General features: G+C 65.8%; 7 protein-coding genes. 3 read left to right on the plus strand and 4 right to left on the minus strand.

Annotation, left to right across the window (positions count from 1 at the left end; translation table 11 throughout):
* Positions 1-46 precede the first annotated feature (46 nt).
* Genes MKP08_RS12385 through MKP08_RS12395 form a run of 3 tightly spaced genes read right to left on the minus strand, consistent with a single transcriptional unit; the run spans position 47 to position 5,026 of the window.
* Entirely contained in the window at positions 47-1,828 is a 1,782-nt protein-coding gene (locus tag MKP08_RS12385; RefSeq protein ID WP_241554089.1) for an IlvD/Edd family dehydratase, read from the minus strand.
* Positions 1,825-2,937, minus strand: coding sequence for a LacI family DNA-binding transcriptional regulator (locus tag MKP08_RS12390; RefSeq protein WP_255750215.1), 1,113 nt, complete (start codon positions 2,935-2,937; stop codon positions 1,825-1,827). The genes MKP08_RS12385 and MKP08_RS12390 overlap by 4 nt, the downstream gene beginning before the upstream one ends.
* 46 nt (positions 2,938-2,983) lie before the next feature.
* Positions 2,984-5,026 (minus strand): alpha-glucuronidase, encoded by a 2,043-nt coding sequence (locus MKP08_RS12395; protein ID WP_241554091.1) that lies wholly within the window; start codon positions 5,024-5,026, stop codon positions 2,984-2,986.
* 118 nt (positions 5,027-5,144) lie between these two features.
* On the opposite strand from MKP08_RS12395, the gene MKP08_RS12400 reads away from it, so the two are divergent.
* From MKP08_RS12400 to MKP08_RS12410, 3 genes are read left to right on the plus strand one after another with little or no spacing between them, the layout of a single operon-like run.
* Complete coding sequence (locus MKP08_RS12400) at positions 5,145-7,553, plus strand: glycoside hydrolase family 3 N-terminal domain-containing protein (RefSeq protein ID WP_373418104.1); 2,409 nt, start codon at positions 5,145-5,147, stop codon at positions 7,551-7,553.
* Positions 7,553-9,934 carry a glycoside hydrolase family 3 N-terminal domain-containing protein gene (locus MKP08_RS12405; protein ID WP_241554093.1) on the plus strand — a complete coding sequence of 794 codons (2,382 nt, stop codon included), beginning with the start codon at positions 7,553-7,555 and terminating at the stop codon, positions 9,932-9,934. Before MKP08_RS12400 ends, MKP08_RS12405 begins: the two co-directional genes overlap by 1 nt.
* A complete protein-coding gene (locus tag MKP08_RS12410; RefSeq protein WP_241554094.1) occupies positions 9,931-11,136 on the plus strand; it encodes an endo-1,4-beta-xylanase in 1,206 nt (401 codons plus the stop codon). The genes MKP08_RS12405 and MKP08_RS12410 overlap by 4 nt, the downstream gene beginning before the upstream one ends.
* Positions 11,137-11,298: 162 nt before the next feature.
* Here MKP08_RS12410 and MKP08_RS12415 read toward each other — a convergent pair whose 3' ends face one another.
* A complete protein-coding gene (locus MKP08_RS12415) occupies positions 11,299-14,628 on the minus strand; it encodes a TonB-dependent receptor (RefSeq protein WP_241555603.1) in 3,330 nt (1,109 codons plus the stop codon).
* Positions 14,629-14,717: the final 89 nt, after the last annotated feature.

Raw genomic sequence — 14,717 nt, forward strand, 5'->3', positions numbered from 1 at the left:
GAGGTTGGCTCTGCCTCGCAGGTCGGTCTACCCCCGGCGACGCGCGCTAGTGGTTATGGCGCGGCAGCTTCCGCGACGTCCCGCGATATTTCAGAGCGAAGTCCATTACCCCGCCCTCGCTCAGCTGGCCGGTCTTCTCGCGGAAGAGCTCCTCCCACGGCGTGTTGCTGGCTGGAATCGGCGGCGTATCTTCCTCCGCCAGTCGCCGCTCGATCTCGCTCTCCTCGACCAGCGCATTGCACGTCGCCTCGTTCAGATCGACGCGGATGATATCGCCGGTACGCAGCCACGCGAGGCCACCGCCCACCGCGCTTTCCGGCGAGATATTGAGAATGGAGGGGCTGTCGCTGGTGCCCGACTGCCGCCCGTCGCCCAGCGTCGGCAGCCACTGGGTGCCCGAACGGATCAGCGCGTCGGGCGGCTGCATGTTGACCACCTCTGCGCTGCCCGGCCAGCCGATCACGCCTGCGCCGCGCACCACCAGGATGCAGTCCTCGTCGATATTCAGCGCGGGGTCGTTGATCCGGTGGTGATAGTCGTCGGAGCCATCGAACACGATCGCCCGCGCCTCGAACACCCCCTCCCGCCCGGGCGCCGACAGATAACGCGCGCGGAACTCGTCCGAAATGACCGAGGTCTTGAGAATGCCGAAATCGAACAGATTGCCCGACAGGACGAGGTAGCCCGCCTTCTCCATCAACGGATCGGCAAAGGGGCGGATCATCTCCCGGTCGCGGCTCTCCCGCCCCTCCAGGTTTTCCGCCAGCGTCTTCCCGGTGCAAGTCAGACAATCGCTATGCAGCTTCCCCGCCTGGAGCAGCTCCCAGAGCGCGGCCGGAACGCCGCCCGCACGGTGGAACCGCTCGCCGAGATATTCACCGGCGGGCTGCATGTTGAGCAGCAGCGGTAGGTCGTACCCATACTCCTGCCAGATTTCCGGCGGCAGAGGCACGCCCGCATGGGCCGCCATCGCCTGGATATGCGGCTGCGCGTTGGACGATCCGCCCAGCACGCTGACCGCCGCGATCGCATTGAGGAACGCCCCGCGGGTCAGAATGTCCGAGGGCTTCAGATCCTCGCGCACCATTTCCACTATCCGCACGCCGGTGCGATAGGCGTACTGCCCCCGCTCGCGATAGGGCGCGGGGATGGCGGCGCAGCCGGTCAGGCTCATCCCCATCGCTTCGGCAACCGCGTTCATCGTACTCGCCGTGCCCATGGAGTTGCAATGGCCCGCGGAAGGCGCGCTGTCGGTCGCGCGGTCGAGGAATTCCTCCTGCGTGATCTCGCCCGCCGCCAACTTGCGTCGGCTGCGCCAGATGACGGTGCCGCTGCCGACCAGTTCGCCGTTGTGCCAACCGTCCAGCATCGGCCCGCCCGAAAGGACGATCGCGGGAATATCGACTGTGCTCGCGGCCATGATCTGGCTCGGCGTGGTCTTGTCGCAGCCGGTGGTCAGCACCACGCCGTCGAGCGGATAGCCGTTCAGCAGCTCGACCAGCCCGAGATAGAGCAGGTTGCGATCGATCGCCGCGGTGGGTCGGCGGCAGTTCTCGAAGATGGGGTGGACAGGAAATTCGATCGGGATGCCGCCTGCGTCGCGGATGCCGTCGCGCGTGCGCTTCGCCAGTTCCAGATGGATGCGGTTGCAGGGGCTTAGGTCGCTGCCCGATTGGGCGATGCCGATGATCGGCTTGCCGCTACGCAATTCCTCCGGCGTGACGCCGTAATTCATGAAGCGTTCCAGATAGAGCGCGGTCATGTCCATGCGCTCTTCGTTGGCGAACCAGTCGCGGCTGCGAAGCCGGGGTTTTTCGCGCTCGCTCATTTATCGTCTCTGCCGTCGTTGTAACTGGTCGCGAGGCTGGGACCGGCATCGGAATTGCGCCGGATCAACTGATAGGGGAGCATCACCTGCTCCGGCTGATCGCGCTTGCCCGGCCGGCGGGATATCTTCGCGATCATCTCGACCGCGCAGGCGGTCATCTGCCGGATCGGTTGCCGGATCGTCGTCAGCTCGGGCCAGATCGAGCTGGCGAGATCGGTATCGTCGAAACCGCAAACCGTGATGTCGCTGGGCACATCGAGATGCCGGCGGTGGGCCATGGCGACGGTCGCCGCGGCCATGTCGTCGTTGGAAGCGAAAATGGCCGAGGGCCGGGTCGGCAGCGACAGCAGACGTTCCGCCGCCATCATGCCCGAACGATAGGTGAATTGCCCCTGCGCGATCAGCTGGCCGGGAACCTTCAGCCCCGCTTCCTCCATCGCGGCGCGAAACCCGTTGAGCCGGCGGCCGCTCGCAACCTGTTCCGGATTGCCGATGATGAAGCCGATCCTTTCGTGCCCCAGGCCGATGATATGCTTCGTCATGTCGTAGGCGGCCTGGAACTCGTCGATCATCACCGACCCATGCGATCCGCTCGCCCGGCCCGGCCCCACCGCGATCGCGATCCCGCCCGCATCGGTGATGAGGTCCAGTACGCTCTGATCGTCGCACAGCGGGGGTGGCAGGATGAACCCGGTCACTCCGCCTTCGACAAGATTGCGCACCAGGACGGAACTGTCGGGCACGTTGTCGCAGCTCTGCACTTCGAGATGGATGTCGCGCCCCCCCGCCTCTTCCAGCGCCCCCATCAGGAATTCGCTGAGATAGGAGGCAGACGGGTTGTCGAACATCAGCCCGATGCGCAACTGCGCCCCGCCCGCCAGCGATCGCGCCGCGCGGTTGGGGGAATAGTTCAGCTTGCGGATCGCCTCCTGCACCTGGTCGCGCGTTTTCTCGCGGACATTGCCTTCGCCGTTGATCACGCGGCTGACGGTCATCGGGGAACACCGCGCTTCGCGCGCGACATCGGCGATGGTCGGTGCGCCTCCCCGACGCCGGGAGGGACGCTGACGTCGCGAGGCGGCGTCGGATGCGGAAACGGAACTCGCCATGGACATAGCCCTTAAGCCCCCTTCGCCGTGCACGGCAAGCGCGCGCTCATTGGCCCGGTGCCTCGGGAAAGGCGAGCGCGCGGTAATATGGCAGGTCGTGCGCGGGTGGCGCGGTACCGGCGGGCAGCGGCAGGTGGTTGATCGATTGCCAGTAGGCAAGCGAGGCATCGCGCCACCACTTGGCCTCGCGCTGCTGGATGTTCAGCGTTTCGGCGACAGCGCGGTATCGCTCCGGATCAACATAGGGCCGCAGGCTCCGCCAGGTTCGGGCCATCGTCTCGACCTCGGCAACACCGCGATCGTAGCGGTGGACGAGTTCGTCCCACAGCGGTCGGCCCGAGCGGGTTTCGAAGTCCCACGGCAGATGGTGGAACCACAGCAGGTAATCCTCGTCCATCGCTGCCGGGTCTTCCCACCCTTCGGCGATGGCAGGCGCGTATTGCGCGAGCGCGTCGCTGCCCGAGGCTGTGCGGTCGAAGCCGGTCCCCTCGGCGTCGGCGCGGCTGTAATAGCACGGGTTCCACTCCGGCCGGGCAAGATCGCATACCCACGGACCCGGCCCGTAGTGATGACCGGTCGCCATCTGGTGCGCGAGGCCGAGCGGGGTCATGTAATCCACCACCGCCTGTCGGCTGCGCTGCATCATCGGCACCACCCGGTCGAGAAAGGCGGGATCGCGGCTGAAGGTCTGCGCCGCCCATTCGCGTGCGATCTCGTCGCTCACCAATGCCGGGTCCCATGCCAGCCGGCCTAGCGCATACCAGTTCGCCTGATCGAAGTCGGTGCCCGACCAGTTGCGCGCGGAGCCGGTATTGGCGACCCCCGCCATGCCACCATGGGCAATCACTTGCGCGACCGTCCCACCGCGCCCGGTCTGCGCGTCCAGCACCTCGGTCCACATCGGGGCGAGATAGGCGATGCCGCTGCCCTGCCCCAGATACTCGCGCGTGACCTGCGCCTCCAGCATCAGCCGCGTGTTCGGCATCGCACCGAACAGGGGGTGGAAGGGCTCGCGCGGCTGGAAATCGATCGGGCCGTTCTTGACCTGGAGGACCACGTTGTCCGCGAATTGCCCGTCGAGCGGGGCGAATTCCTCGTAAGCCTGCTTCGCGCGATCGGTCTCGTCCTCGGCGGAATAGACGAAGGCGCGCCAGATCACCGTGCCCCGCTCGCCCAGCGCCGCCGCCAGCATGTTCGCGCCATCGGCATGGGTGCGGCCATAGTCCTGCGGCCCGGGTTGACCTTCGGAGTTCGCCTTGACCAGAAAGCCGCCGAAATCGGGGATCGCCGCGTAGATAGCGTCCGCGCGCGCCCTCCACCAGGCGCGAACCGCCGGATCCAGCGGATCGGCGGTGGCGAGCCCGCCGATGTCTCTGGGCGCGCTGAAGCGGGCGGAGATATACAGGCGGATGCCGTAGGGCCGCCATGCATCCGCCAGCCGCTTCAGCTTGGGCAGATAGCGGGGGGTGAGAAACAGCGGACTGGCGTTGACGTTGTTCACGACCACGCCGTTGATGCCGATCGAGGCGTTGGCGCGCGCGTAGTCGATCATCCGCCGGTCGAGCACCTCTGGCAGGTGCCACCAATCGAAGATCGAACGCCCGGCATAACCGCGCTCCACGCTGCCATCAGGATTGTCCCAATGGTCGAGCATGCGCAACGGCATTGCGGGAGAAGATTTCAGATCGACGGTGTGCGGTTCGTTGCCGAGCGACAGATACCGCAGCAACGAGAAGGCAGCGTAAAGGCAGCCGGTGTCGCTGTTAGACCGGATCGTGATGCCTGTTTCGCTGCCGGCGATATCGTAACCGTCCCGCGCGCCTTCCACCGCGGCATTGCATTCGAGCGCTATCGCGCCCGTTCCGCCGGCGTGGAGCGGTCGTTCCATAAGCGACGACAGGCCCCGCTCCAGCTCCGCTACCGCGATGTCGACAGTATCCCTGTGCGCACCGGCGGGCCGCACAATCACCGGATCGAACCGGTCGAGCGCGGTCCGTGCTTCCCCTTCCAGCGGGGCGTAGCGCAGCCACAGATCGTAACCGTCCTCCGCCGCTGCGGGCGACACGAGGCACCACGTCGCGACGATCATCGCGCATGCGACCGTAAGTCGGTTGACAACCCCTCTCACCCTCATCATGGTAGCGCTACCACAAGGGGCCGTGCAGTCAAGCTCGCCCAGCTGGGAGAGGGATATTTCGATGCTGACCATGAAGCGCACCGCGCTCGCCGCCGGTGCTGGACTGCTGGCTCTCGCCAGCCCTCTGGCCACTCCTGCAACCGCGCAGGCTGCCGCCACTGCAACCGCCGCGAAGCCGATGCCGGATGCCCCCTACTGGAACGCCTCGCTTCCGGTCGAGCAGCGGGTGGAGGATCTCCTCCAGCGCATGACGCTCGAGGAAAAGGTCGCGCAGATGCTCAGCATCTGGCTGGAGAAGGCGGAAATCCAGAACGACGACTATAGTTTCAATGCCGAAAAGGCGTCGGCGCGCTATCCCGACGGGCTTGGCTTCTACACCCGCCCCAGCGACAAGCTGGGCGCCGGCAGCCCGCGCGTGACCCCGCCCCGCAGCATCGCGGAAAGCATCGTCTATGTGAACGCGCTGCAAACCTGGGCGCGCGAGGACACGCGGCTGGGCATCCCGGTCCTGACGCATGAGGAGTCGCTCCACGGCCTCGCCGCGCGCGATGCGACCAGCTTCCCGATCCCGATCGGGCTCGCCTCCACATGGAATCCGGACCTCATTCGCGATGCCAATTCCCTCATCGCGGGCGAGGTTCGGGCGCGCGGCGTCCACCAGGTTCTCTCACCCGTGGTCGACGTCGCGCGCGATCCCCGCTGGGGCCGGATCGAGGAAACCTTCGGCGAGGACCCGTTCCTGGTCGGCGAGATGGGCGTGGCCGCGGTCGAGGGCCTGCAAGGCGTGGGCAAGGACCCGAAGCTGAAGCCGGGGCATGTCATGGCCACGCTCAAGCACATGACCGGGCACGGCCAGCCGCAGAGCGGGACCAATACTGGCCCTGCCGACATGGGCGAACGCGAGCTGCGCGACATCTTCTTCCCCCCGTTCCGGCAGGTGATTGACCGCACCGCGATCGACGCGGTCATGGCGAGCTACAACGAGATCGACGGCATTCCGAGCCATTCCAACAAATGGCTGCTGGACGACATCCTGCGCAAGGAATGGGGTTACAACGGCGCGATCGTCAGCGACTATTTCGCGATCGAGGAGATGGTCACCCGCCACCATATCGCCGCCGATGTGCCGGAGGCGGCCCGATATGCCCTAGACGCCGGAGTCGACATCGATTTCCCGGATGGCGTCTCGTTCTCCACTCTGTTGCAGCAGGCGAAGGACGGCAAGGTGTCGCGTGAACGGATCGACAATGCCGTCCGCAAGATCCTGACCATGAAGTTCAATGCCGGTTTGTTCGAGCAGCCCTTCGTCACCGACACCAAGCCCGCGCTCGCCTCCAACGGGCCGAAGGGCGTAGCCCTGGCGCGCAAGGCGGCGGAACAGTCGCTGGTGCTGCTGAAGAACGAAGGCGCGCTGCCCCTCGCCCTGCCTGCCAAGGCTACGGCTGCGAAGCCTACCATTGCGGTGATCGGCCCCAATGCCGACGTCGCGCGGCTGGGCGGCTATTACGGCATTCCGCGCGATCCGGTGACTCCGCTGGAGGGCATCCGCACGCTCGTCGGCGACCGGGCCAACATCGTCACCAGCCCTGGCGTCGTCGTCACCAAGAACGACGACTGGTGGGCGGACGAGGTCGAGCTGGGCGATCCGGCGAAGAATGCGCGGATGATCGCGCAGGCGGTCGAGATGGCGAAGGATGCGGACACCATCGTGCTGTTCATCGGCGACACCGAACAGACCAGCCGCGAAGGCTGGGGCGACGAACATCTCGGCGACCGGTCCAACCTCGATCTGGTCGGGCAGCAGAACGATCTGTTCGATGCGCTGAAGGCGCTGGGCAAGCCTGTCGTCGTGGTTCTCATCAACGGGCGCCCACCGAGCTATCCCAACGTCGCCGCCAATGCCGACGCAATCCTGGAGGCGTGGTATGCTGGCGAGCAGCAGGGCAACGCGATCGCCGATGCGCTGTTCGGGCGCGTCAATCCGGGCGGCAAGCTGCCGGTCACGGTCGCGCGCGACGTGGGCCAGGTTCCGGTATTCTACGACGCGAAGCCGAGCGCGCGGCGCGGTTATCTCTTCAGCGAGGTGACCCCGCTCTACCCCTTCGGCTACGGCCTCAGCTACACCGACTTCACCTTCGGCGCGCCGACTCTGTCGAACGCGACGATCCGCCCCGGAGAAGGCGTGACCGTGCGCGTACCCGTGACGAACAGCGGCAAGATGGCGGGCGACGAGGTGGTGCAGGTCTATCTGCGCGACGAGGTCAGCAGCGTCACTCGCCCGATAAAGGAACTGGCGGGCTTCCGCCGGATCAGCCTGAAACCGGGCGAGACTAAGCAGGTCGATATCGCCATCCGCCCGGACTCGCTCGCGCTGTGGAACCGCGAGATGAAGCACGTAGTCGAGCCGGGCGAGTTCACCATCATGGTCGGCCCGGATTCGATGGACCTGCAGGAGGTCAAGCTGACGGTGGCCGAATAATGGACCGGCGCGGCGCCATAAAGCTCCTGGCGGGCGGCAGCGCTTCGGCGCTGGCGTTCGCGCAGGCGCCCGCCGCCTTCGCCGCCGCCGGGCCGCTTTACAGGGACGCGCGCGCGCCGATCCCCTCGCGCGTGGCGGACCTGTTGGCGCGCATGACGCTGCCTGAGAAGATCGCGCAGTTGCGCGCAGCGTGGGCGCAGAAGGCGGACATGATCGAGGGGCTGGAATTCGATCCGGCAAAGGCAAGCGCGGCCTTTCCCGACGGGATCGGCCACGTCACCCGCCCTTCGGACAAGCGCGGCGTGCCGGGCATCACCGGTGCGGCGGGTGGCACCGCGGCCCGCTGGCGCACGCCGAAGCAGACGGTCGACTTCATCAATGCGCTGCAACGCTGGGCGCTGGAGGACACGAGGCTGGGCATCCCCGTGTTGCTGCACGAAGAATCGCTGCACGGCTACATGGCGACAGAGGCGACCATGTTTCCGCAGGCGATCGCGCTGGCGGGCAGCTTCGACACGGACCTTATGCGCCGCGTCCAGGCGGTGATCGCGCGCGAGGTGCGCGCCCGCGGCGTGCCGCTGGTGCTCAGCCCGGTGGTCGATATCGTGCGCGATCCACGCTGGGGCCGGATCGAGGAAACCTGGGGCGAGGACCCCTATCTATGCGCCGAGATGGGCGTCGCCGCGGTCGAGGGACTGCAGGGGCCGGGCAAGTTCGACCGGCTCGCGCCCGGCAAGGTCTTCGCCACGCTCAAGCACATGACGGGCCATGGCCAGCCCGAAAGCGGCAACAATGTCAGCCCGGCCCAGACCGCGCGGCGCGATCTGCGCGAGAACTTCTTCAAGCCGTTCCACGAGGTCGTGCGCCGCACCTCGATCGGCGCGGTCATGCCCAGCTACAACGAGATCGACGGCATCCCGAGCCACGCCAGCACCTGGCTGCTAGGCGATGTCCTGCGCGGCGAATGGGGCTTCGACGGCCTGATCGTGAGCGATTACGGCGGGGTGCACGAGCTCGCGACGCTGCATCACGTCGCCCGCGACGAGGCGGACGCGGCGTTGCAGGCGCTCGAGGCAGGCGTCGACAGCGAGCTTCCCGATGGGCAGGCCTACGCCACGCTGGCCGACGGGGTGGCTGCGGACCGCGTTCCGGTCGAGCTGATCGACCGTGCCTGCGCCCGCATGCTCACGTTCAAGATGCGCGCCGGCCTGTTCGAGAACCCCTATGGCGATGCCGCACTGGCCGAACGCATCACCGGCAATGCCGAAGCGCGCGCGCTGGCGCTGGAGGCGGCGCGCAAGGGGCTGTGCCTACTCAAGAACGAGAACGACACCCTGCCGCTCGATCCCGCGCGGATGGGCCGGGTCGCGGTGATCGGCCCGAACCACGCGATCGCCCGGCTGGGCGGGTATTCCTCAGTCCCGAAACAGACCGTCAGCCTGATCGAGGGGCTGCGCGCGCTCGCGCCCGATGCCGATTTCACGACCGCGCAGGGCGTCTTCATCACCACCAGCGAGGATCGCTCGGTCGACGAGGTCGAGCTCGCCGATCCGGCGCGCAATCGCGAGTTGATCGCCGAAGCGGTCGCGGTTGCGCGGGCCGCCGATGCGATCGTGCTCGCGATCGGCGATACCGAGCAGACAAGCCGCGAAGGCTTCGCGAAGAACCACCTCGGCGACCGCACCGATCTCGATCTGGTCGGGGAGCAGAACGAACTGGTCGATGCCCTCACCGCGCTCGGTAAGCCGCTGGTGATCGCCGCGATAAACGGGCGACCGCCGAGCTGGCCCAATGCGGTAGCAAAAGCCGACGCGATCCTCGAATGCTGGTATCCGGGGCAGGAAGGCGGCACGGCGATGGCGGAGGCGCTGCTGGGCAGGATCAACCCCGGCTCAAAGCTGCCGGTCACCGTCGTGCGCGATGCCGGGCAGGTGCCGTTCTATTACGATCACAAGCCGAGCGCGCGGCGCGGCTATCTGTTCGACGACAAGGCCCCGCTGTTCCCCTTCGGGCACGGACTCAGCTACACCACGTTTTCGGTGAGCGCGCCCCGGCCCAGCCGAGAAACCTATGCCTCCACGCAGGCGATCGAAGTCGAGGTCGAGGTCGAAAACACGGGCGAACGGGGTGGCGACGAGGTCGTCCAGCTTTACGTAACGCGCGAAGACCTGCCGATCACGCAGCCCGTGCTGGAGCTCAAGGGCTTCCAGCGGGTCACGCTGGCGGCGGGCGAGAGTCGTACGCTGAGATTCGCGATCGAACCGCGCCAGCTGGCAATCTGGGACCGCGAGATGAACGAAGTGAACCTGCCCGGCCCGGCGATCCTGTCGGCGGGCAACAGCAGCGCAAACCTGAAGACCGCGCGAGTGGAGATCCTATGACCGAACGCATGTTTCCGATGAGCCGCCGTGCCGCCCTGACCGGCATGGCCGCCCTGCCCCTTGCCGCCTGTGCCGCGCGTTCCGCCATGTTCGGCGGCGGTGTCGAAGCGGCGCGCTTCCCAATCCCGACTGGTGGCAGCCTCGACAGTATCGCCATGCGCGGCGGGCGGCATTTCGGCAGCGCCATCGCATCCACGCCTGGCCGCACCGACGCCGGCTCGATCCAGAACCCACGCTATGCGGCTCTGGTGGCGACCGAATGCGGGCTGGTCGTGCCCGAGAACGAGCTGAAGTGGCAGGCGACCCGCCCCGGCCCGGACCAGTACGACTTCACCCGGATGGACCAGATCGTCGCCTGGGCACAGGCGAACGACCTGGCCGTGCGCGGCCACACGCTGTTGTGGCATCGCCCGCAATGGTTTCCCCAATGGCTGAACGATTACGATTACGGTGCCAATCCGCGCGCCGAGGCCGAGCGCCTCGTGACCGAGCACATCCGCACCGTCACCGACCGCTATCGCGGGATCATCCACAGCTACGACGTCGTCAACGAGGCGATCGATCACGACACGAACCGGCCGATGGAAACGAGCCTGAGCCGCGCGATGGGCAGCCCCGAGGCGGTACTCGACCTCGCTTTCCACACCGCGCGCGAGCAGCTGCCCGACGCGCAACTGGTCTATAACGACTACATGAGCTGGGAGCCGGCGCACATCGTGGGCAACCGGCACGTACCCGACGTGCTGCGCCTGCTGGAGGGGTTCCGCAAGCGCGGGACGCCGGTCGACGCGCTGGGCATCCAGTCGCATATCGAGATCTTCGACGTCGATCCCGCCACCGGCGTTTCTCCCTACATGGAACGCGAATGGCGCGCCTTCCTGGATGAGGTGACGGGCATGGGCTATCGCCTGCTGATCACCGAATTCGACGTGAAAGACCGCGCCCTGCCGGGGGACACTGCGGTCCGCGACGCGCGGGTCGCCGATTACGCGCGCCGCTATTTCGACGTGATGCTCGAATACGGCGACTATCTCGACGACATTCTCGCGTGGGGCATGGTGGACAAGTTCAACTGGCTCCAGGATTTCGATCCGGCGAAGCGTCAGGACGGGCTGGAAGTGCGCGGCGCGCCCTACGATTCCGAATACCGGCCAAAACCGATGCGCGCCGCTATCGCGGGAGCGCTCGCCGCGGCAAGCTGACAACGCAATCTTCTGTGCGACTTGAGAGCAGCGAATCCGGATAGGGTCGCTGCTCTTTATTTGCACCCGCCGGCCGCGGCGCGCGAGGAGCATGTGGTCTTGCAAACGGAAAGGGCCGCCACCCGAAGGTAGCGGCCCCTCCCCGTCCGAAGACCGAGCGCGTCAGAAATTCGCGCGCAGGATGAACGAGAACCGTCGGTCGTTCATGAAGTAGGATCGCGGTGCCAGATCCGCCGGATCGCCGGAGTAGGACTGCGACGTCCGCGTCACTTCGTTCAACAGGTTCACGCCCTGCACACCGATCCTGAGGTCCGGTGTGATGTTGATGAAGGCCGAAGCGTCGAGCTGCCCCGTCGGTTCGTTGTAGATCGAGTAATACGGGAAGATGGCGTCCGAAGCCGTAAGCAGGAAGCGGGAACGCCAGTTGTACGCCGCCCTGACCGAGATCGGTCCCTTCTCGTAGAACCCGCCGATATTGTAGTTGTGCTTCGACAATTGCTCGAGCGGCAGATTGCCCGGCGGCACGGTCGAATTGGTCGGCACATTCCCGCCGTTGAGGAAGGAATTGGGCAGCCCCGAACTCTCGAGATACGTGTAGTTCGCATTCACACCAAACCCGTCGAGCGGTGCTGGCAGGAAATCGAACGTCTGCTGGTATGCAACCTCGACACCCTTGATCTTGCCGTATCCGTCGAAGTTTGCCGGCCCACGAACGGTCACCTCACGCTCTTCCAGCGATGCGTTGCGGATCGTTTCCTGGCGCACCGATTGATAGAAGAAGTTGTGAATGCTCTTATAGAAGGCATTGACCGTTAGCGAGCCGACGCGGGCGAAATACCATTCGAGGCTGGCGTCGAACTGCCACGCGGTCGCCGGAAGCAGCGTCGGATCCCCGGCGGTGCCGGTGAAGTTGCCCGACGTGTCGAGGCTGGCCGTGAAGTAGTTGCGAATATAGCCGTTCTCGGGCCGGGTCAGGACTTTCGATGCGGCGAGACGAAGAACGAGGTCGTCCGTAAGACCGAACCGCAGGTTCAGGCTCGGAAGCAGATAGCTGTAGTGGTTCGTGACCGCGGTGTATTCGTAACTGCCGTCGAGGAAATTCTGCAGCGCATTATACGCATCGATCCCGATGTTGCAGACGCCGCCCGGAATTGCGATGCCTCCCCCTGCTTCAGGAGGGCGAGCCTGCGGACTACACCGCCCAGCGGTAATGACGTCGCCGGTCTGGGGGTCGATGACGCTGTTGAACGGCGCTGCGATCCCGACGGAGTCGGGCGTGCCGGGACCACGCGAGCTGGCCGACCGCAGATCGGTCGAGACGAACCGCAGGCCGACATTGCCGGCAAAGCGGACGTTGCCCAGCAGATCGTCGCTGCCGAAGTTCACCATGCCGTAAACGGCGTAGTCCGCCTGCTTCACCGACTGAATCTCGGCCGGGAGATACATCGAGCCGGGCACCGCGCCCGGTCGCCCGGCCAGTGGGTTCCACGTAGGGTCGGCACCCAGCGCGCGGGCGCGATCCTGCACCGATCGCAGATAGTCGATGGTTCCCTGATAATCGCCGGTCAGATCGCCCCCGTAGTAATAGGCTCCGGGAGGTCCCTGCGTATCGCCACGGAAGAAGTCCGGGAAATCGTAGCGCGTCTGCTGACCATCCGGGGCCGTATCGTCGAAATTGACCGGGCGGCTGCCCGACCAGACTTCGCTGAGCATCCCCCAGTTGTAGGTCGAATACCGCACGTCCTGGTTGCGGTCCTGGAAACGGACGCCGACCTTCGCGCGGCGAATGAAGGCATCGTCCCCGAAATCGTAGTCGAGGTCGGCGCGGAATGCGAACTGGTCGCCCTTGCTATCCTCGGCATGATCCATCGCCGCACGCCAGAACTGGAAGCGCGGATCGGTGAAATATTCGGCTTCGGTCGCGTTCCCAAGGGCGTCGCCCGGCGTAGACCAAGTGTAACCGAGGAACTGCGGCTTGTGTACGATACCGACCGGAATGTCGCCCGAGATGTCCAGTTCGTTATCCGCGAAAAGCGAACCCATCACGCTGACGTCCAGGTTCTGCTTGTGCGATGTCGCGTATTGCGCATCCATCGACAGGTGCAGATTTTCCGTCAGCTCGTGCTGGAGGTTGAGACTGTAGTCTGCATTCGTCGTCTCATCGGCGACTTGCCGACGAGCGAGAGAATACTGCGAGCCGCCGATCGGTACGAACGGTGTCAGCGCAGGGTCGCCACGCCAGCCGTTGCTGGTGTCGACGATGTATCCCGACTGGAACACGTTGTTCTCGTCATAGACATAGTCCGTGTACCCGCCGACCGGGCACTGCGCGCGAGGGGGCGTCTCTGCATCGGGGTCGCGCACGACGCCGCTCGCGTCGACGATCTGCGGTCCGTCTGCGTTCTGGAGGCACCCGATCGGATAGGTCGAATATTCGGACAGATCCGGACCGTCTTCGTAGGTGTATTCGCCCCAGTCGTTGGTGGTGTGCGAGCGAATGAATTCGGCCGTTACCTGCGTACGCTGGTCCACGCTCTCCCATTGCAGGGCGGCGGTGACACCGTCGCGCTTGCGGTCGAATTGCTGGGTTCGATACTGCGGTCCGGCCGGTGCCACGCGGAACGCGGCGTAATCGGCGAAGCCATCGGCACCGTCGGTCCCGAAATTACCGCAGCTGGCGTTCACCCCCGGCAGGGTCATGGTGTCGGTCGGCGCGGGCAGCGGGTTGCGGCAGATAAACAGGTCGCTGGTATTGGAAAGCTGCGCCAGCTGGCCGTCGCGCGTCTGGTAATTGGCGATCTGGATACCGTCGGAGCGGCTGCGAATCCGCGAATACGCCCCGCTGACCAGAACGCCGAAGCGGCCCGCATCGGTATCCCAGGTGTTGCTGATGAGGCCGGAGATCGTAGGCGACCACTTATCCGAGAAGTCGCCGTAATTCGCCTCAAGGCTGCCCGCTACGTGGAATCCCGCGCGATCGAACGGCTTGCGCGTGTTCAGATTGACCGTGCCGGCAAGACCGCCCTCGATCATCTCGGCGGTCTGGTTCTTGCTGATGATGACCGAGCCGAGCAATTCGGACGGCACATCGGCGAAGTTCAGCGCCTGCCCGCCAACGCCGGTGGCGAACGCGGTGCGGCCGTTGAATTCCGAACGCACGAAAGTGAGGCCGCGGACGGTCACGCCCGAACCCTCGACCGAGAAGTGATCGGGGTCGCTCGAACCGGCGAAGCGGTTGATCGCGATGCCGGGAACGCGCTGGAGAGCCTCGGTCACGGAACGGTCGGGCAGCGCGCCGATATCTTCGGCCGTGATCGCATCCACGACGGTGTCGGCGTTGCGCTTGATATTCTGCGAGTTCGCCAGCTGCTGGCGGATGCCGGTGACGACGATGACATTCCCGTCTCCGCTCTGCGTCGGGTCCGACGGGTCGGCCGCCTGCTCGGTCTCGGGCTGTGTGGAAGCGTCCTGCGCATAGGCCGCCTGCGACACGAGCAAAGCACCCAGCGTCGCCGCCGAGGCCCCGATTTTCAGAGATGTACGGAATAGATTCAGATCGCAGCCGGATACAGCTCGATTAC

This window comes from Erythrobacter sp. LQ02-29 (assembly GCF_022576075.2).
Taxonomy (GTDB): domain Bacteria; phylum Pseudomonadota; class Alphaproteobacteria; order Sphingomonadales; family Sphingomonadaceae; genus Alteriqipengyuania.

Excerpts from the sequence above, each read along its gene's own strand:
- MKP08_RS12395 (WP_241554091.1), bottom strand. The coding sequence starts at position 5,026 with ATGATCGTCGCGACGTGGTGCCTCGTGTCGCCCGCAGCGGCGGAGGAC.
- MKP08_RS12410 (WP_241554094.1), top strand. The coding sequence starts at position 9,931 with ATGACCGAACGCATGTTTCCGATGAGCCGCCGTGCCGCCCTGACCGGC.
- MKP08_RS12385 (WP_241554089.1), bottom strand. The coding sequence starts at position 1,828 with ATGAGCGAGCGCGAAAAACCCCGGCTTCGCAGCCGCGACTGGTTCGCC.
- MKP08_RS12400 (WP_373418104.1), top strand. The coding sequence starts at position 5,145 with ATGAAGCGCACCGCGCTCGCCGCCGGTGCTGGACTGCTGGCTCTCGCC.
- MKP08_RS12390 (WP_255750215.1), bottom strand. The coding sequence starts at position 2,937 with ATGGCGAGTTCCGTTTCCGCATCCGACGCCGCCTCGCGACGTCAGCGT.
- MKP08_RS12405 (WP_241554093.1), top strand. The coding sequence starts at position 7,553 with ATGGACCGGCGCGGCGCCATAAAGCTCCTGGCGGGCGGCAGCGCTTCG.